Source organism: Aestuariibacter sp. GS-14, from assembly GCF_006494365.1.
In the GTDB taxonomy this organism is placed as follows: domain Bacteria; phylum Pseudomonadota; class Gammaproteobacteria; order Enterobacterales; family Alteromonadaceae; genus Alteromonas; species Alteromonas mangrovi.
In genome coordinates this window covers 158,403-176,602 of the sequence record NZ_VHIP01000007.1, presented here as the reverse complement: position 1 = coordinate 176,602, position 18,200 = coordinate 158,403, and the positions used below count along the sequence as shown (strand labels likewise).

Genomic DNA, 18,200 nt, shown 5'->3' with positions numbered 1-18,200 from the left:
AGTCGGCGGCAATATAAGAAAAAAATTAGAACTGATAATTCACGTTCATCCCGTACATACGAGGGGGCTGAACAATGGAATACCCCACGAAAAAGGCATTTTTAACGGCTTCATCGGCGATATTTCTAACGAATGCAGAAACCGATAAATGCCCCTCCGGATGTGTCCAGGTAAGGGTCGCGTCACCGGTAATGTAGCTGTCTTGCAACGCTGGTGTCTGGTTGCTGGGGGCAACGTATTGTTCAGACACATAGCGCAAGTCCAAACGAGGAACCAATGTCCAGCCAGACTCACCTACAAAGGTATGTTCATAACCTGCTTTGATTGTCCATTCCGGTGAATGAGGCAAGCGTTCACCATTAAAGTTAATCGCATTGGCACCAAGCCCATCACACACAGCTTCTGTTTCGCCAAAATACCCGTAGGGATTCAGACACAAATCAGAAGTTATTTCTGAGTTTAAATAAGCCACTGCCAAATTAATTCTGTCGACATCGGTTGGTATGGAAAGTAATTCAAACTCTCCTCCCCAGTTTGTCGCATCGGCGTTATAGAACACGAGGTTTGGCCCGGTAGCACTAAAGAAAAAGTCCACCACCTGATAATCTGCATAATCGTAATAAAAGCCGGATGCGTTAATTTGCAATGTGTTGTCTAACAGCCGGCTTTTCACGCCGGCTTCATAGGCCAGCAGGTCTTCTGGCACAATCGTGCCACCGTTAAAAGGATTAACGCCTCCAGGTCGAAAGCCAGTAGCGGCTTGGGCATACACCATCACAGAGTCTGACAGATCCTTCTCCAACCCCAGTTTCCAGTCTGTAAACGAATCATCCCGGACTCCGTCAAAAATAAACAGCGGAGGTGGTGCACTGCCTTCTGCCTGCCGCTTATCCTGCGTGTAGCGAGCACCGGCTGTCAGGCGCAAATCGTCAGCAAGGTGGTAGGTAAGTTGTGCGAAAAGTGCGTCTGATTCCCCATTGTTTTCCTGGTATTCATTGGTGACGGTGATACTGCCGTCGGTATTAAAGACGTCATTAATCGTGTATTGCTCGTAGTCGTAATGGAAATAACCCATTACCCACTCCAGAGTCTCGCCCGGCAAGCTGCCATATCGGATCTCAAGAGAGTTTTGCTCTATCTTTTTAGGATCAAATCCACTGCTACCTCGACCACCGAAAAAGCCTTCATTGGTTCCCGCCCCTGTTTGATAGGCAGGCAGAACCGTTAATACGCCCGGCCCAACCTGCCAGCTGAGGTCCAGGTACAATTTTTCGGAGGTGTAGTCCTGTCCGGCACCAATGTCGGGGTCGGCTGTGGTGTAGTAATCACCAGCCACCCAGTTAGCTTCTTCAACCCCGCCCGAGCCCATGCCCCCAAGGTGGATCCGGTCGTAACCCGCAACCAACCTGAACTCACTGCTTGGAGAGTAAAGTACCTTGAGTCGCTGGCCGTCGCCTTTGCTGTCTGCATGACCATTCGATAAATAGCCATCGCGGTCAACATAGGTTGCCGCCATTCGCACTGCTACATCATCTGACACAACCAGATTCACCGCGCCCTCAACGCGCTTAAAATCATAGTTTCCTGCCCCGACAGCCACATAACCACTGGTATCATCAAGGCTGGGATCCCGCGAGATAAAATTAATTACACCGCCGGTAGCATTGCGACCATATAAGGTGCCCTGCGGCCCGCGTAATACTTCGACCCGGTCCATGTCGTAAAAGCCCAGCACACCCGCTTCAGCACGAATGGAATACACGCCATCGTAGTTCGTTGATACCGAACTTTCTCCTACTCCCGGCGGTAAATCTGATCCCAGGCCACGAATTGCAACCGCCGCACCTCGTGCCGCCCCTTGTACTTCCACGCCAGCAACGTCGGAAAGTACGTCTGCGGCGGTGACCTTGGCAGCATTAAGGATAGAGTCAGCATCAACCACTGAGATTGATGCCGCCACTTTCTGCAGTGGTTTTATCGATTTTTGTGCAGAGACCATAATCACTTCGATGTCTTTTTGCTGTTCTGTAGCAGCTTCTTCTGCACCAGCAGTATTAGTTCCTAAAGCCACGCTAATGGCCAGGGTAGATAAAGCAAATTGGCTAAATTTAGTGTGTAACATAGCGTCCTCATTCAGGTGAATGTAGATTATTGATGTAATTTTATTGTGGTATTGCCTGTGTTCAGGCGTTGGCTGTAAAGCAGTGAAGGTCGTTCAGGGACTGTGACCAGTAGCTAGAGGTTCTGGTAACCAGACGGTGAAAACGGTCAGGCCATTTTCGCTCTGTACTGAAATAATGCCGTTGTGTTCGTTTACGATCCGCTGACAAATTGCCAGCCCCAATCCAGCATGACTCCCGGCACGCGAGCGGGATTTGTCCACCCGGTAAAAGCGCTCGAACAGGTGCTTTTGCTCTTCGTGACTAATGGTTTCACCCGTATTGGAAACATGGATACCTAACGCGGGTTTAGCGGAATCAGCAGAACGACTCACCCACAAGTGGACCTCTGAATTCGGCGTGCCGTATTCGATGGCATTGCTCAGTAAGTTTGTGAACACCTGACATAACTGATCGGGGTCACCAAGCACTGTTATTGGTTCTACGCGATTGTGAATGGTGACATTTTTAGTTTCTGCCAGACGGCATATTTCTCCGATGCATTCGTCAATTAACAACCCCAAATCAAATGATTCCGGCGTTTGACGATATTGTTCAGCATCCAGTTGCGCCAGGGTAAGTAATGACTCACTTAATTTACGTAATTTTTGAATTGCATCCAGAATACGGTTGAGCGACACCACATATTCCTGATTAGAACGGGGCCGATTGAGTACTGCCTGGGTTTCACTGAGCATAACGGCCAATGGCGTTCGCAGTTCGTGGGCCGCATCGGCAACGAAACGATTTTGTTGGGCAAAGGCTTCGTCTATCCGGCTGAACGTAGAATTGAGCGTATTCACCAACTGACCCACTTCATCGGCCGGATTAGGCGCTTTAAGGCGCCCCTGAATATTCCCCAATGACATTTGAGCCGCACTTTTAGCAATGGCTTCAAGCGGCGTGATTGCGTTATATATGATTTTTCTGCTGGCGAGCAAACCGATCACAAATACACACAGCACAAACCCCATAATTTGCATCACATAAGCCTGATGCTCGGCCTCCATTGCCTGCATAGACTGACCCACCAGCACAATATCCTGTGCCGCCGTAAACTGAAATGCTTCACGATTGCCGCCGATGGTACGCAGATTTATCGGGCCATTCTCGCCTTGCGCAACGGGTAAGGGAATCGACTCAGGCAAATTAGGACTCGCCGCCAGAATTTGTTTGGAGGCAGACCAAATCACAAAATAAACGCCTTCGTTTACCCACTGCTTGGAAAACAGTTCACTGCCCCGACCAAGCAACGCACGTTGCAAAAAGTCGCGCCGGGAAGTAACAGCATCAATATTCACGTTAGGTGGAACCTGCCAACTCGATGGCGTGTTATTTTCCAGAGCCAGGCTATCACGCGCAGCAAAATGTAAAGGCGTTAATCGCCGTTCCAGAGACGCGTCCAAATCCTGCATTCGGTTACTATTGTCCAGGCACAACAAATACACGCTGGCGGCCACTGATATTACCACTTGCATGAAAGCGAACCAGAAATTGAGTCGAAACCGAATAGAGGAGGCAAACATTTTACTCTCCCACAAAATAACCCAGCCCACGGCGGGTTTTAATCATCTGCTGGCCAAGCTTTTTCCTGATGGCCGAGACATGCACATCAATTACATTTGAGTAGGCATCGTCATGTTCATCAAATAGGTGTTCGAACAGTTCAGCGCGACTTACTGTATGGCTGTAGCGGCGGGCCAGGTATTCCAGAATGCCGTATTCCCGGGCGGTTAGCTCAACCTCACACTGGTCCTGAAATACTTTTCTTGCCAGGGTATTCACGGTTACCCCGTTTAGTTCAATTACTTCCCTGGCCTGGCCATGAACGCGACGGATCAACGCCCGGATTCGGGCAAACAATTCGGATAAATCAAATGGCTTAATTAAATAGTCATCGGCCCCCGTGTCCAGCCCCTTCACCCTGTTCGCGGTGTTATTGAGGGCCGTTAACATAAGCACCGGGGTTTGCTTAGTTTGACGAAGAGCTTCCAGAACCTGCCAACCGTTGAGCTTGGGCAGCATGATATCGAGAATAATGACATCATAATCCCAGTTCATAGCGTGATACAGACCCGACTCACCGTCTTCAGCCGTATCTACCACATAACTTTCTTCGCGTAAGGCACGTGAAAGTGTATGCGATAAATTGGGTTCGTCTTCTATCAGTAACAGCCTCAAGACTCGCTCCACGGCAATTTAATAAAGTGTAAAATATGTTAAATCAATGTTTATTAAGAACGGATTAAGATAAGAGGTATTTGGCATAAAACTGCTATATTTTTGAATCCGATTTATGGATATCAACTGTTCGTTTGACAAATACCCTCTGGGAATCCGGCGCTGACGCAAAGGTTGTAAAGCGCTCTATTAAGTGAAAATAATTGAAATATATGCGTTGGGGGAAGGCATGAAGATAGGTAGCTATTTATGGGTTTGATTTGGATTATTGCTTTACAGCAACCCAGAATGCCGACGATTTCTGAACCGTGCTTTCTGGTAATGATATTGTTCGGATTTATCAACGAAAAAAGCCCCGCATTTTCATGCAGGGCTTTATAGAATAACTGTTCCTCGACCCGGGACGGTTACCAGCAGGGGTATGCTCTTTCATTTTTCTTGAACCGAAACAAAAAACCCCGAACATCGCTGTTCAGGGTTTCTGTGTAATGGTGCCTCGACCCGGGATCGAACCAGGGACACGCGGATTTTCAATCCGCTGCTCTACCAACTGAGCTATCGAGGCGAAAACTGGTTAGCATTGTCAGGTGTGTTACCTGTCTTGCTGTGGGTGCGTATTTAACGAGTTTCGGGCTTTTAAGTCAACCGTTTTTCTCAGAATTTTTTTCAAATGCACATTCTTTGCTCAACATGCACAAAATCACGCCTTTTTCGGCGGTACATACCCTTCAATAGTGGGCTCTTTACCTTCAAACAAGTACGCTTGCATCTGTGTTTCTAAAAACTGCCTGTCGGTTGGCTCCATCATATTCAGCTTTTTCTCGTTAATCAGCATGGTTTGCTTTTTTTGCCACTCAGCCCATGCCTGTTTAGAGATATTGTCAAAAATACGCTTGCCTAATTCACCCGGATACAACTGAAAATCCAATCCGTCGGCTTCTGTTTTAAGGCGCACACAAAATACCGTTCTTGGCATTTATTCTTTCTCTTAAAAACTTATATGTGGTGCCAGTCTATCACTATTGCCCGTCAACGGAAATCCTGTCGCTAACTCACACAAGTCAATGAATCCTGGTTGCCCATTTTGTTTAAGGGCTGAAATTTCACCCACACATCGCCATTTGCAACATCGAACACTATGCGCCGATAACCAAACTCGCCCACATGCGCAACTTGTATATCGACGCCCTCGTTTGTTAGTAAGGTGAATGCGGCCTCAACATTTTTCTCTCCAACCGGCTTGCGTTCAATGTCATCAATGGGCGCACGGCGAAATTTGCGGTACATGTTACCACCACCAAATACCTTGGCCTGATATTCGTGGAGGTGCGTTCTGTGACGCTTCGCTGAACGTTTGAAGAGTGTCATGCAGTCATCCGCAAAACGGGGGTTCATTCGTTTGTCTTGCCGCTCATAGCGATATGGCAACGCATAGTGACACATTCCTCCAATCATTCGTTGTGGATGCCACAGAACAATTGAAACGCACGAACCCAACAATGTATGGACCTGCGTGCCTGCTTTGTCGAAACAATAGTCCCCAGCATGCAGGATGACTCTCTTGTGTTTATGTGTCATTACGCTTTCCGTAGTAATTCTTCTGCAATTTTATTCAGAGGGTATTGTTGTAATGCGCCACCACGCTCATAGGCTTCTTTGGGCATACCATAAACCACACTACTCGCCTCATCCTGTGCACAGGTCCATGCACCAGATTCTTTTAATTCAAGCATGCCCTCTGCACCATCATCGCCCATCCCCGTGAGGATTGCTGCAAGCGCGTTGCTGCCAGCGTACTTAGCTGCTGAACGGAACAGTACATCAACCGAAGGCCGGTGACGTGAGACCAGCGGGCCGTCTTTTACCTCCACGTAATAACGGGCGCCACTACGTTTCAAAATGGTGTGCTTATTACCAGGCGCAATCAGCGCCTGGCCACGCAGCACAGGATCGCCATTACAGGCCTCTTTTACGTTAATCTCACAAAGCGAATTCAAGCGTTGTGCAAACGAGCGGGTAAATCCTTCAGGCATGTGCTGCACAATCACAATGCCCGGGCAGTTTAACGGCATTTTGATTAGAACGTCTTTGATCGCCTCAGTTCCACCAGTAGATGCGCCAATAACGATCACTTTGTCAGTTGTTTCTGCCATGGCGGTAGAATGACGTTTTGCAAGCATCACATCAGCATTGTGTTTTACGGGTACCGTAGCAGGCCGGAAGAGCTTTTTTGGACGGGCCTTTGAAGCCGCCCGAATAGCATCGCAAATTTGTACCTGGCTATCAAAGAAGAACTGCTTTGTGCCCATTTGCGGTTTTAAAATGATATCAACAGCACCGGCTTCCAGCGCTTTAATGTGTGTCAAAGTGCCATCCCCCACTAACGACGAGCATATCACTACTGGTATTGGATGTTGTTGCATCAGTTTTTTTAAAAACGTCACACCATCCATTCTTGGCATTTCCACATCCAGTGTGATCACGTCAGGCAGCACTTTCTTCATTTTCTCTACCGCAACATAGGGATCCTGAGCGGTGCCCACTACTTCAATATCGTCAGCAGAAGAAAGCATGTGCTGCAACGCCTGACGCACTAATGCAGAGTCGTCAACGATGAGCACTTTAATTTTATCGACCATATTTGGTCTTCTTAAGGTAAATGGTTGGTCGCAGCCGCACGAAAAGCCCGTGAGGATCGAGCAGTGTTTCAGAGTGACCTATAAACAACAGTCCGCCTTCGACAAGAGATTGATGAAAGCGCTGAGTAAGGCGCGCGCGATCTTCCTGATTAAAGTAAATCATGACGTTCCGACAAAAAATAATTGAAAACTGGTTGTGGTATGTATTCCAATCGCCGTTAATCAGGTTAAAAAAGTCGAAATTTACCGGGGCCATTACCTCCGGCGCCATTTTCACCGAGTTATCACTCTTGTTTCGACTGCGAAGTAAATATCGCCGCCTCAACACCATATCAACCGGTTCTATTTTGTCGTGATGATATACAGCGCGCCTGGCGTGCTCTATACAACTTGCGGAAATATCGGTAGCGTTAACGCTGAAGGAAAATTGCGGGAATTCCCGTTGAAATTCCAGCATTTCAATACTGAGAGTATAGGCTTCCTCACCAGATGAACAGCCCGCGCTCCACAATCGTATTTCCCGACCCTGCGTGCCGTAATTATTGCGCAGATGCGATCTAAGAAACTCAAAGTGCTGTGCTTCCCGGTAAAACTCTGTTTTGTTGGTTGTCAGCGCATCCAACAAATGCAAACGCTCTTTCTGTCCGTCGGGTGTTTCAAACACAAAAGCGATATACGACTTGAGGGTTTCAAAAGAGAGTGCGCGCTGGCGCTTGCGGAGACGTGATTCAATCAACGTTTTCTTTGACGCTGGCATTTGTATGCCAGCTGTCGATTCAATGTAGTCGGCTATCCTTAGACGGTCATTTTCCTGCAGAGGATCCGCTTTGATTGTTTGAAATGTTGAAGTTTGCATAGAATTCAACTACTCGCTTGCCGGCACGGTGTCAGCCATGTCTTTTGTGGCACTGACAGCCTCATAAACGTCTCCAAGATCCTCATCACCCATTACTTTAGACAGGTTGAGTATCACGATAAATTCATCGTGGTATTTGCCCATACCACTGATAAATTTAGTATCAATACGGCTGCCTATTCTCGGCGGAGGATTAATATCACTCACAGGCAATTCAATGACTTCTCTCACAGCATCTGCCAAAATGCCAAGGGCAACGTTTTCACCATCAACACTCACTTCTACAATAACTATGCAGGTATTTACTGTCATATCAGCGCGATGCATTTCAAAAAGATGCCTTAAATCAACCACGGGTAATACTTGTCCGCGCAGGTTGATTACCCCTAACAGATAATCAGGTGTTCTGGGTACGCGGGTAACCCGGCGATACTCCAGCACTTCCTGTATTTGATTGATATCTGCGCCATATATTTCATCATCCAGTACGAAAGTGAGTAGCTGAATGGTGGCTCCAGGAATACCACCCGCGTCGGATTTTACTGTGTTGTTTTGGTCTGCCATGGTTTAGCCTCCCAATTTAATATCTTACAAACTCAGAGCTGTCGTTATCGTCGCCCAGGGAGATATCTATGCCCGACAATAACGGTACTTTTTCTGACTTTGATGCAGAAACCTTCGACTTAGCTTTCGCCTTTGTCTTGGAAGCCAGAGTATTGCGACTTGAAGATTTCGCTTGGTTAACGTCAATCTTGAAGAAATTAATGGTTGCATTTAGTTGCTCAGCCTGAGCAGACAGCTCTTCCGACGTAGAGGCCATTTCTTCTGCGGCAGCCGCAGATTGCTGAACGACTTCGTCCAGTTGCTGAAGTGCTTTATTCACTTCTGCCGCACCTGCATCCTGTTCGCGGGACGATGCACTTATTTCCTGAACCAGGTCAGACGTTTTCTTTATGTTCGGGAGCAGCTCGGCCAGCATACGACCAGCTTGCTCTGACACATCAAGGCTCCCTTTGGCTCTGGTAACGATTTCGGCAGCCGCCTTTTGACTACGTTCAGCGAGTTTTCTTACCTCCGCGGCCACTACCGTAAACCCTTTGCCATGTTCGCCCGCTCTTGCTGCCTCAATCGCAGCATTCAGCGCCAGCAGGTTAGTTTGCCGCGAGATTTCTTCAATAATGCCAATCTTGTCGGCAATGTCCTTCATTGCCTCGACCGCTTCCTCAACTGCTTTACCGGTGGCTTCTGCATCAATAGCCGCTTTGCGTGCAATTTGTTCGGTTTGCTGAGCATTGTCTGCACTGTGTGCAATATTCGACGCCATTTGCTCCATTGAGGAGGAAATTTCCTCAAGTGACGCCGCTTGCTCTGTTGCCCCCTGAGCAATTTGCTGTCCGGTTGAGCTTAACTGACCACTACCCGCTGCTACGTTGCTCGACGCTTCAACGACCTCTGAAACAACCTGTTTCAGGCTTGCGTTCATATTGCGCAGTACACCATAAATGTCGGCATCACTGGCAGTTTGATCGAACGTGGCAGTCAGGTCGCCTTTGCCTATTCTGTCGGTAATTGCACTCACCACATTAACCCGACGGATCACTATCCATGCAACAGCAAAGGCAATAACAACAGATACGCCCAGTGCTATGAGTAATTGATTTCGTGCAGAACTATAAGCCACGTCACTGGCGTCTTTATCTGCCAGCATTGCCTGCTCGTTTACTTCAACAATCGCGGCAAGATACTTCTCAGATTTGGCCAGTAAGTCCTTGCCCCGCGAGGCAGATAGTGCAAACGCCCTCACATTACCGTTTTCCAGACTGATCTGGCGTACCTGTAAATGCAGGTCATAATAGCTTTTAAACTGTTGTCTGAACTGGCTGATCAAAGCACGGTCAGACGCGTCAGCTATCGACTCCAGTTTGTCTAATCGCGCATAAAGTTCGGTTTCTTTCAGACTGATTTGATCAGCAAATTGCTGCATTAACTTTTCGTCGGTGGCAATGATGATATTCTTTTCGTTTCGCTGGATCTCAACCATGTTCAGGTTTATCTGGGTGGTGAGTTTTAATATTTCAGCGGCATTGCGAAGTGCAGCAACCGAGTTTTGTTCAACAACCGTGCGTTCCATTTTACTCAGTAACTGGGTAAGCGATCCCTGAGCGTCTTCCAGTGCTTTTCTGGCTTCATTTATGCTCAGTGTCATTGCGCGGGTATTAGAGTTAAGAAACGCCAACTCTTTAATTTGCGTTAATACGCCTTCGTATTCCGACCAGGTTTCAGAAAATTCATCCAGCTTAATTTTACCTTCATCACTGGCAAGCTTTCTCAGTTCAGCGCGCTTTTGCAGCATTTCCGATTTCACATCGTCGATTTCCTGCGCAAACACTTTCATTTGTTCAATTGAATCTGCCAGTATCATGTTCTTGTCACTGCGGCTGATCGCCAGTAAGTCCTGACGTATCCTTGCTGCCAGTTTCACTTTTTCAGCAGATTCATCAACGATGCTATTCAACTGGCTATTCATGCCTGACAACGCCGATATGCCAAGGAAGTTAGTTACGGCCATCGAGCCAATTAAAATTATAAAGGCTGATAATATTAACGCCTTTAACGTAATTCGATTCATTCTGGTGCCCTCAGTGAGAGATTGTTAAGCTTCGTTTTGTACGACGTTGATTTTCGCCCACTGCATCCATCAGGGCAGAAGGATCCAGAATCATCGCAACACTTCCATCTCCCAGGATGGTAGCGCCACTGAATCCAGTTGCTCCTTCGTAAAGTTTTCCAAGACGTTTAATTACGGTTTGATACTGTCCAACTACTTCATCAACACAAAAGCCAAATTGCTCCTGTCCGACATGAGTGATAACGATTTGCTCTATTGATGGCGGTTCGCCCCGAATATCAAACCATTCGCGCAGGTATAAAAAGGGGATTTGCTCGCCTCTGACTTCCACAATGCGTTTACGGGTATGACTGCCCACATTGGGATGACTAAGCTCTATGCATTCTTCAACTGCACTGAGCGGTAGCACATAGCTTTCACCTCCAACTTTCACCATCAGGCCTTCAATAATGGCAAGTGTCATAGGCAAACGTATTGTGAACTCAGTCCCTTTGTTTGGCTGAGTGGCAATACTAATTGTTCCGCCGAGCTCCTGTATTGAGCGCCGCACAACATCCATGCCCACGCCGCGTCCTGAAATGTCGGATACGGTTTCTGATGTGGAAAATCCAGGCTCAAAAATAAGGTGGTGAACAGCTTCATCGTCCAGCACTTCCTGCGGATCAATTAACTGCTTCTCGACTGCCCGTTGTTTAATTTTTGTAGAATTAAGACCCGCGCCATCATCCTTGATCCGAATAACCACGAAAGAGTCACTATGCTCTGCACTCAGCACAATGGTGCCTGTTTCACTCTTTCCTGACGCTGTCCGTTCCGTCTGACTCTCGATACCGTGATCGATACTATTGCGGATTAAATGAATCAATGGATCTGACAATTTGTCGATTACCATTTTGTCCAATTCAGTTTCAGCGCCGTAGGTTTCAAGTTGTATGCGCTTGTCTAACTCATTAGACAAGTCTCTGACCAGGCGTTTGAATTTTCCAAATGTGCTGCCAATTGGAACCATGCGAATGCTGAAGGTTTGGTCGCGCATTTGTGTAGTTAATACATCCAGCTCTTCGGCAATTGACAGCAGCTCTTCGCTGTCATTGTTAAAGGCGAACTGATTCAGTCTCGCCTGTACAATCACCAGTTCACCTACCAGATTCATCAAGGTATCCAAACGGGAAGAGGGTACCCGTATCGTGGCATCCTGACCCGAAGAAGACTGCTTGAGAGACCTGACTACACGCTGTTCAGTTAAGGCAGCATTAATTGCCGATTCAGTTGCCAGCCCTTGCTGAGCCATCTGACTGCCAATCACCGCTTTCTGCGACAATATCGCGTCCAGCTGGCTTCTGTTAATAATGCGCCTCGACACTAGCAACTCGCCTAATTTGTCTGATTGCTCGTCACCGTCGGTCAGATCGATTGGATCAACGGCAATTTGCCAGTCGTCCTCAACAAACATAAACACATCAGCAATTGAAGGGGCAGGCTGTTTGCTTTGCAGAATAATATCCCAGTACAAATAGCTTAGTTGCGGGTCGTAATCGTCTGTGCCTTCCAGCTCATCCACACAAGTGGTTACATGGCATGTTCCCAAACTATTCAATTCTCTGAGAATCGGGATAATATCCAAACCCAATTGGTAGGTTGTTGAGCTGGGTTTTATCCTCACGCGATACACATCTGACCCGTTGATTTGCGTTTTTTCCGGCAGCTGTTCCCCTGACTTTTGCGATGCCACACCTTCAGGGATCAGTTCGTATAAACGACTGATAATCCGGGTGGTAACAATTTTCAAATGCGTGTCAAACGCAGGCGTGGCTAACGACTCTTCTATGGTGTCTTTGGCGTCGAGTAGAATGCCAATCAACTCTTTACTGATTTCCATTTCGCCATTTCGCACTTTATCCAGCGCGGTTTCCAGATGATGTGTAAAGTCAGTTAAATCCTGATATCCAAACATCCCTGCCGCACCTTTAATGGTGTGCATGGAACGAAACGCTGTATCAATTAATTCGCGATCCTCCTGAACCTCTTCCAGTTCAAGCAGTGCGCCTTCAAGATTAACCAGGTGCTCCCGGGCCTCTGTTTTGAACGTTTCAACTGGGTCAATCATTATCGCCGCCTTTCAGCCATTGGAATGGCAACTGATACATTAAAAGTGCAGTCTTAACAGACTCGCTCACGTTTATCAGCACTAACTCAACCTGCTGACGCCGTGCTTTTATGAATAACCAGATGAGTAGCTGTATACCCGCCCCGTCGAAATCAGTAATGGCCTGGCAATCGAGATTAATTCGTTTTGAGTCAGGCCAATTGTTCTGACACATCAGATGAAAATCTTTGACGTCAAAAATGGTTAGCGATGACGGTAATTCTACAGCTGTCGAATCAGACTGTTGCGAACATGCTTCGTTTTTCATTGGCGTGCCTGCTACATTAATTTTGCCAGCGTGGATAGCAACAACGGTGGTTGGAAAGGCTTAACCAGCCAGGCTCTTACCCCCATTTGTTTGGCAGTGTCTTTCAGCTTCTGATCGGTTTCGGTTGTAAGCATCAGAACTGGTGTGAACTTATATGCATCAAGTTCCCTTGCATGCTTTACAAATGTCATTCCATCCATTTCGGGCATGTTCACATCACTTACAATCAAATGAATTTTCTGGCCATCCAGCCTGTCGAGTGCATTTTTGCCGTTATCAGCTTCAATAACGGTATATCCACTGGCTTTCAGAACCATTGAAACGATTTGTCTCACTGATGCAGAGTCATCAACAATCAATACGACTTTAGACATTGTTTATCCTCAGTTTTTACTTTTTGTTTATCGCAGCTTCATCTTCATCAGACTGGAAAAACTGCTTGATGGCGCGTTGTAAACTGCTTGAAATCACCGCCATACTGTCTTCCAGTTGAAGGCCTTCTTCGTACGCGCTAAAAACCTTCTCTGAATAGCGCTCTACCATGCCAAGCAGCACTTTCTCCTGCTCTTCCGTTAACCCATAGTCAAATAAACCAACCTGGATCTCTTCAATCATTTCATCCATGATTTTCACGTTTTGGCGTTTTTGGTTAGCCTGCTTGGTTGCCATTTCTGAGAGCGCATCGTTGGTGCCTTCCATAACACTTTTCATTTCATCCACTGCATTAAGTGCTTTTAAGCGACTTTCTGCGCCTTCGAGGATTAATGCCAGATGGTCCCTTAAACGTCCGCATTTGGCCTCGTCATCCGGGAGATTTTTGATAAGTTGAGAAATATTGCCAAAGTTGAGTATTAACCGCTGTCCACGCTGGTATATGCGTCCAATTTGTTGGAGCGACGTAAGCATTTCGATTTCCAGCGGTGAAGGGTTATTGCCTGACGATTTAGTTATTGCCTGCCAGTCAGTGCGAATTTGAACTGTGTTTAACAGCCCGAAATTATCACAGGTATCAACAATAGATTGCGCCAACTCCTCAACACTCTGACAGGAGAAGCTTTGCCGTAAGAAGTGAATAACATTGGATTGTTCACTGGCATCCATAATGGCGGTCATAGCCGTATCCAACGCCATTTTTGACTGCGATTCGGAGTCTTCACGAGTTTGCTTTCTCAGCACGGCTAATTTTACTTTTTGCAGAATTTCGTCGCGATTCACTGGTTTTGACAGGTAATCGTTACCGCCAGCTTCATAGCCTTTTCGCTTCTCGTCGAGGGAATCGTTGGCACTAACAAAAATAACCTCAACCTGCTCGAAACCCGACAGCGCTTTGATTGCCTGACAGGTTTGATAACCATCCATATCCGGCATAGAAACGTCGAGCAAAATGACTGATGGTGTGATTTTTCCAGATGCGCAAATATCTAAAGCACCCGCTCCGGATGTGGCAGCGACAATGGAGTAGTCGCCGCTAAGAATGGCCTGCAAAAAACCAATGTCTTCTTTGCTGTCATCAATTATTAATATCTGCCGATAGCTCAATGTCATATATGTCACCAAAACAACAAAAGACCCTTTCTTAATCGTGTAAGAAGATTAATTCATAATTGTCAACTTGGAAAGAATATTATGTAGAATTATTGAGCTAGAATATTTACAATTGACGATGACAAAATAAATAAATTATAAAAATCATGTATATATAAAAATATAAGAATTGACTAATTTAGACTAATTACTAAGAGAGTATATTTTAGCAACCACATAAAATTAGGTATTCAATATCAAACGTTTACTTGACTGGAAAAGTTAAACATAGACGTCTATATATAACTGTGCGTTAAAAGGGTTAGTTTTCATGACTACACAAACAACGGTATCTCAGCTCGAAAACCTGCAAAAGCAGTTACAAGTCATGGAACGAAAATACAAAAGAGAGCGTCAAGCCAGACTTGAAGCTGAAAGTATACTCACAAAACGGTCACTTCAGCTGTATGAGGCAAATAGTAAACTCGAGCAATACATGGACGGCCTGGAAGCCGAAATTATAAAGCGCACTCAGGAAATTGCTGACGCAAGAGACGAAGCTATCAAGCTCGCTCAGGCAAAATCTGAATTTTTAGCCAATATGAGTCACGAGATTCGCACGCCCCTTAATGGGGTACTGGGTATGCTCTACTCAATGCGCAAATGCAAAAGTGATTTCCAGCGCAATTCTTTAATCCAGTCAGCAATTCAAAGCGGCAAGCTACTCATTGCCGTTATTAATGACATTCTCGATTTTTCAAAAATTGATGCTGTTGGCGTAACACTTGAACAACACGAATTTGACTTGAGGCATACACTCGAAACGGTGGCGCATAATTTTGCACCTAACGCACGAAAGAAAGACCTCGACATCATCACGATTATTTCGCCACAAATTCCTAACTCATTCATTGGAGATGGCCACAAGCTTCAGCAAGTTATCGGTAATTTACTGTCTAATGCCATTAAATTTACCGACCAGGGATTTGTTGTATTAACGGCGGATTTCAACGAAACAACAGGTGTTACCATTAGCGTAAAAGACACGGGTATCGGTATTCAACCAGACAAAATGACGAACTTGTTCGAAGCCTTCTCACAGAGTGATTCCTCAGTAACAAGAAAATACGGAGGCACAGGACTTGGGCTGGCTATTTCAGCGAGTTACATTAACGCCATGGCATCAAGCTTACACGTTCGCAGTGTTCCTGGCGAAGGCTCAGAGTTCTACTTTTCACTTGCCTCAATGGTTGCAGACCAACATACTCTGTGTGATGTGTATAATCCCAGGCTATTCAATAAGCACGTTGTGGTGCTTACCAATTGCCTGCAATATCAGACCAAGCTTACATCGATATTCTCTAATACAAGTATCGCCTCGTTAACGATTTGCGATACCTTTGATGAAGTAGCATTTGACAGTTTGAATGCATCCGGTAATGCGCTGCACTTCCTGCTGGATCTTAGTCATATGAGTAATGCTGATCGCATCAAAATACCCACCATAAAAAGCAGGCTGCCAGCATGCAACGTAACCTGTATCTCACTGGAAAACTATGAAGACATCATTAATGACGGTGAGGATGCGGATTATCACTTACTCAAACCGGTTCGAACCAAAGAACTGTTTCAGGCATTATCCGGTGAATCGATTATTCGCTATACCGACAAACTCGACACAGAATCCGCCCCCAAGTTTACTAATCTCGCCGTACTGGTTGTAGATGACAATCATATTAACCTGCAGGTAGCCGCGGCAATGCTGATCGATCTGGGATGCAGAGTGATTACCTGTGACTCTGGTTTTAAGGCTCTGGAAATAGTGAAACATGAATGCTTTGACCTTATTTTTATGGATATACAGATGCCCGGAATGGATGGTATTTCCACAATGAAAGAATTGCGGAATTTGCCAGAATTCCGGTCAAATACGCCAATTATCGCTATGACTGCGCATTCCCGGGAAGAAGACAAAGCCAAGCATTTGCGCAGTGGAATGGACGACCATATATCGAAACCCATTGCGCCAGAGACCATCGCGCAGGTCATTATTAACGTATTAAAGCTAGATGGCGTTGCTGCAGAGATAGCCGCTCCGGCCACCACAAAAACCCCCACCTTTCCGGATATTGCAGGCATTGATTTACTGAAGCCTTTCCAAAACATGAACGGCAGGCAGGCATTGCTTCATTCATTGCTAACCAGCTTTATCGGCAAATACCAACGCGCAGGGGAAGACCTGCAAGCGTTTCTGGCAATCGGGGATACCTGTGCCGCCAAATCACTCGCGCATACCCTAAAAGGCACAGGTGGTAACCTGGGTTTGCTTGCCATTTCCGCCACGGCAGCGGAAATAGAAACAGCGCTAAAAAGTGATAAACGGCCATCCCACCAACAAATAGCGAATCTGAATAATGCGCTGAGTGCGTTACCGTTGCTGTCGGCGTGGCTTACACAGCAGACACCTGAGGAAAACGATCACGCCTGTGGGATAGACCTAACCATGACACTGACCGAGCGCTTGCAGTCTCTCTCTCAATCCATATTCAAAGACAATGCGCAATCCCTTGAAATCATCACGTCATCCATTAGAACATATCCCTTGTACCTCAACGCACTTACCGAAATTAAAGATGCGCTGGGAGACTACAACCTGCTTCTTGCCGATGAGTTAACAAACCAACTGATTCAGGAACAACACAACCATTCGGGTTTATAAGTTACTGCCCAACGCTTTCAATATTCTGGTGACCGGAGTGGGTACACCTACTTCCAGCGGTTCATCCAGACTCACCCATCGCCAGCCAGGTTCGCTAAGCTGTTGTGGAACACGCTCACAGCTCAGTATTTCTGGCTGAATATCCAGGTGATAATGCGAGAAAGTATGCCGAAACGGCTCCACCAAATTTAGCGATTCATGCTCCCCAATCAGTTGGCGTAGTTGCGGCGATAGCACAGTGTCCGGCGCCCGCTCAAAGAAACTCCAAAGCCCTCCCCAGATTCCGGTTTGCGGGCGCTGTTGTAACAGCACCGCGCGCTGGCACAGGATAACGCTCATCACAGTTTGCTTTACTGGCAGTGCCTTTTTAGGCTTTTTACCCGGATAGTCAGTTTGTTTGCCCTGTGCGTAAGCTACACAATCAGTTTGCAGCGGACATGCATCACATTTTGGTTTGCTGCGCGTACACAGGGTTGCGCCCATGTCCATCATGGCCTGGGTATAGTGATTTGCGCGCTCTGGCGGTGTTAATTCAGTCGCATATTCCCACAGTGAAGTCTCTACACTTTTCGCGCCGGGCCAGCCGCTGATAGCAAAATAGCGCGCCAGGACCCGCTTAACATTGCCGTCCAGAATGGGATGCGACTGCCCACCTGCAATCGACAAAATAGCCCCAGCGGTGGAACGCCCAATGCCGGGTAGTGCCATCACCTGCTCAAGGGTGTCAGGAAAGACACCTTGATGTTCATCGCGAACACATATTGCGGCTTTGTGCAGATTTCTGGCTCTGGCGTAATACCCTAAGCCAGTCCAAAGCTGTAATACATCGTCCTGTGGAGCATTGGCCAGCGCCACAACGGTAGGGAAGCGAGCCATAAAGCGCTCAAAATACGGGATCACCGTAGTTACCTGAGTTTGCTGCAACATAATTTCAGACACCCACACCCGGTATGGCGAAATATCCTGTTGCCACGGTAAATGTTTGCGCCCGTGCTCGTCGAACCAGGTTAATATGCGATCGGAAAACAACTGCTGCATAAACTTCCCAAAAATAATGTGTGTAATACGGCCCGAAAGCC

The 18,200-nt window shown here is 46.7% G+C and carries 15 protein-coding genes and 1 tRNA gene; 1 reads left to right on the top strand and 15 read right to left on the bottom strand.

From position 1 onward, the window contains the following. Nucleotides 1-25 precede the first annotated feature (25 nt). From FJ444_RS13235 to FJ444_RS13170, 14 genes are all read right to left on the bottom strand, one after another. Nucleotides 26-2,122 carry a TonB-dependent receptor gene (locus tag FJ444_RS13235; protein WP_140958847.1) on the bottom strand — a complete coding sequence of 699 codons (2,097 nt, stop codon included), beginning with the start codon at nucleotides 2,120-2,122 and terminating at the stop codon, nucleotides 26-28. Nucleotides 2,123-2,215: 93 nt separating this feature from the next. Next, complete coding sequence (locus tag FJ444_RS13230) at nucleotides 2,216-3,637, bottom strand: cell wall metabolism sensor histidine kinase WalK (protein ID WP_181405160.1); 1,422 nt, start codon at nucleotides 3,635-3,637, stop codon at nucleotides 2,216-2,218. Between the two features lie 49 nt (nucleotides 3,638-3,686). Then, the gene (locus tag FJ444_RS13225; protein ID WP_140958843.1) at nucleotides 3,687-4,340 is read right to left on the bottom strand and encodes a response regulator transcription factor; all 654 of its coding nucleotides are present in this window, start codon (nucleotides 4,338-4,340) and stop codon (nucleotides 3,687-3,689) included. A gap of 489 nt (nucleotides 4,341-4,829) precedes the next feature. Continuing rightward, nucleotides 4,830-4,905: transfer RNA gene (locus FJ444_RS13220), tRNA-Phe, on the bottom strand. Nucleotides 4,906-5,040: 135 nt separating this feature from the next. Next, nucleotides 5,041-5,316: an oxidative damage protection protein gene (locus FJ444_RS13215; RefSeq protein WP_140958841.1), complete on the bottom strand. Its 276-nt coding sequence runs from the start codon at nucleotides 5,314-5,316 to the stop codon at nucleotides 5,041-5,043. A 71-nt stretch (nucleotides 5,317-5,387) separates the two neighbouring features. Continuing rightward, nucleotides 5,388-5,783 (bottom strand): hypothetical protein, encoded by a 396-nt coding sequence (locus FJ444_RS13210; protein ID WP_255439170.1) that lies wholly within the window; start codon nucleotides 5,781-5,783, stop codon nucleotides 5,388-5,390. Between the two features lie 134 nt (nucleotides 5,784-5,917). After that, nucleotides 5,918-6,979, bottom strand: a complete 1,062-nt coding sequence (locus FJ444_RS13205) for a chemotaxis response regulator protein-glutamate methylesterase (RefSeq protein WP_140958837.1) — start codon at nucleotides 6,977-6,979, stop codon at nucleotides 5,918-5,920. Then, nucleotides 6,969-7,835, bottom strand: a complete 867-nt coding sequence (locus FJ444_RS13200; RefSeq protein ID WP_140958835.1) for a protein-glutamate O-methyltransferase CheR — start codon at nucleotides 7,833-7,835, stop codon at nucleotides 6,969-6,971. The genes FJ444_RS13205 and FJ444_RS13200 overlap by 11 nt, the downstream gene beginning before the upstream one ends. Nucleotides 7,836-7,844: 9 nt before the next feature. Continuing rightward, a complete protein-coding gene (locus FJ444_RS13195) occupies nucleotides 7,845-8,399 on the bottom strand; it encodes a chemotaxis protein CheW (RefSeq protein WP_140958833.1) in 555 nt (184 codons plus the stop codon). Between the two features lie 16 nt (nucleotides 8,400-8,415). Continuing rightward, nucleotides 8,416-10,464: a methyl-accepting chemotaxis protein gene (locus FJ444_RS13190; protein ID WP_140958831.1), complete on the bottom strand. Its 2,049-nt coding sequence runs from the start codon at nucleotides 10,462-10,464 to the stop codon at nucleotides 8,416-8,418. A 10-nt stretch (nucleotides 10,465-10,474) separates the two neighbouring features. Continuing rightward, a complete protein-coding gene (locus FJ444_RS13185; RefSeq protein ID WP_140958829.1) occupies nucleotides 10,475-12,571 on the bottom strand; it encodes a chemotaxis protein CheA in 2,097 nt (698 codons plus the stop codon). Further along, nucleotides 12,564-12,878 carry a lipid asymmetry maintenance protein MlaB gene (locus tag FJ444_RS13180; protein WP_140958827.1) on the bottom strand — a complete coding sequence of 105 codons (315 nt, stop codon included), beginning with the start codon at nucleotides 12,876-12,878 and terminating at the stop codon, nucleotides 12,564-12,566. Before FJ444_RS13180 ends, FJ444_RS13185 begins: the two co-directional genes overlap by 8 nt. Before the next feature lie 11 nt (nucleotides 12,879-12,889). Beyond that, on the bottom strand, nucleotides 12,890-13,252 hold the full coding sequence (locus FJ444_RS13175; protein WP_140958825.1) for a response regulator: 363 nt from the start codon (nucleotides 13,250-13,252) through the stop codon (nucleotides 12,890-12,892). Between the two features lie 16 nt (nucleotides 13,253-13,268). Beyond that, entirely contained in the window at nucleotides 13,269-14,423 is a 1,155-nt protein-coding gene (locus tag FJ444_RS13170) for a PleD family two-component system response regulator (RefSeq protein ID WP_140958823.1), read from the bottom strand. 310 nt (nucleotides 14,424-14,733) lie between these two features. On the opposite strand from FJ444_RS13170, the gene FJ444_RS13165 reads away from it, so the two are divergent. Then, the gene (locus FJ444_RS13165; RefSeq protein ID WP_140958821.1) at nucleotides 14,734-17,121 is read left to right on the top strand and encodes a response regulator; all 2,388 of its coding nucleotides are present in this window, start codon (nucleotides 14,734-14,736) and stop codon (nucleotides 17,119-17,121) included. Here FJ444_RS13165 and mutY read toward each other — a convergent pair. Beyond that, complete coding sequence (gene mutY, locus FJ444_RS13160) at nucleotides 17,116-18,159, bottom strand: A/G-specific adenine glycosylase (protein WP_140958819.1); 1,044 nt, start codon at nucleotides 18,157-18,159, stop codon at nucleotides 17,116-17,118. The genes FJ444_RS13165 and mutY overlap by 6 nt on opposite strands. Between the last annotated feature and the right edge of the window lie 41 nt (nucleotides 18,160-18,200).

Excerpts from the sequence above, each read along its gene's own strand:
- FJ444_RS13235 (WP_140958847.1), bottom strand. The coding sequence starts at position 2,122 with ATGTTACACACTAAATTTAGCCAATTTGCTTTATCTACCCTGGCCATT.
- FJ444_RS13230 (WP_181405160.1), bottom strand. The coding sequence starts at position 3,637 with ATGCAAGTGGTAATATCAGTGGCCGCCAGCGTGTATTTGTTGTGCCTG.
- FJ444_RS13215 (WP_140958841.1), bottom strand. The coding sequence starts at position 5,316 with ATGCCAAGAACGGTATTTTGTGTGCGCCTTAAAACAGAAGCCGACGGA.
- FJ444_RS13210 (WP_255439170.1), bottom strand. The coding sequence starts at position 5,783 with ATGTGTCACTATGCGTTGCCATATCGCTATGAGCGGCAAGACAAACGA.
- FJ444_RS13205 (WP_140958837.1), bottom strand. The coding sequence starts at position 6,979 with ATGGTCGATAAAATTAAAGTGCTCATCGTTGACGACTCTGCATTAGTG.
- FJ444_RS13200 (WP_140958835.1), bottom strand. The coding sequence starts at position 7,835 with ATGCAAACTTCAACATTTCAAACAATCAAAGCGGATCCTCTGCAGGAA.
- FJ444_RS13195 (WP_140958833.1), bottom strand. The coding sequence starts at position 8,399 with ATGGCAGACCAAAACAACACAGTAAAATCCGACGCGGGTGGTATTCCT.
- FJ444_RS13190 (WP_140958831.1), bottom strand. The coding sequence starts at position 10,464 with ATGAATCGAATTACGTTAAAGGCGTTAATATTATCAGCCTTTATAATT.
- FJ444_RS13185 (WP_140958829.1), bottom strand. The coding sequence starts at position 12,571 with ATGATTGACCCAGTTGAAACGTTCAAAACAGAGGCCCGGGAGCACCTG.
- FJ444_RS13180 (WP_140958827.1), bottom strand. The coding sequence starts at position 12,878 with ATGAAAAACGAAGCATGTTCGCAACAGTCTGATTCGACAGCTGTAGAA.
- FJ444_RS13175 (WP_140958825.1), bottom strand. The coding sequence starts at position 13,252 with ATGTCTAAAGTCGTATTGATTGTTGATGACTCTGCATCAGTGAGACAA.
- FJ444_RS13170 (WP_140958823.1), bottom strand. The coding sequence starts at position 14,423 with ATGACATTGAGCTATCGGCAGATATTAATAATTGATGACAGCAAAGAA.
- FJ444_RS13165 (WP_140958821.1), top strand. The coding sequence starts at position 14,734 with ATGACTACACAAACAACGGTATCTCAGCTCGAAAACCTGCAAAAGCAG.
- mutY (WP_140958819.1), bottom strand. The coding sequence starts at position 18,159 with ATGCAGCAGTTGTTTTCCGATCGCATATTAACCTGGTTCGACGAGCAC.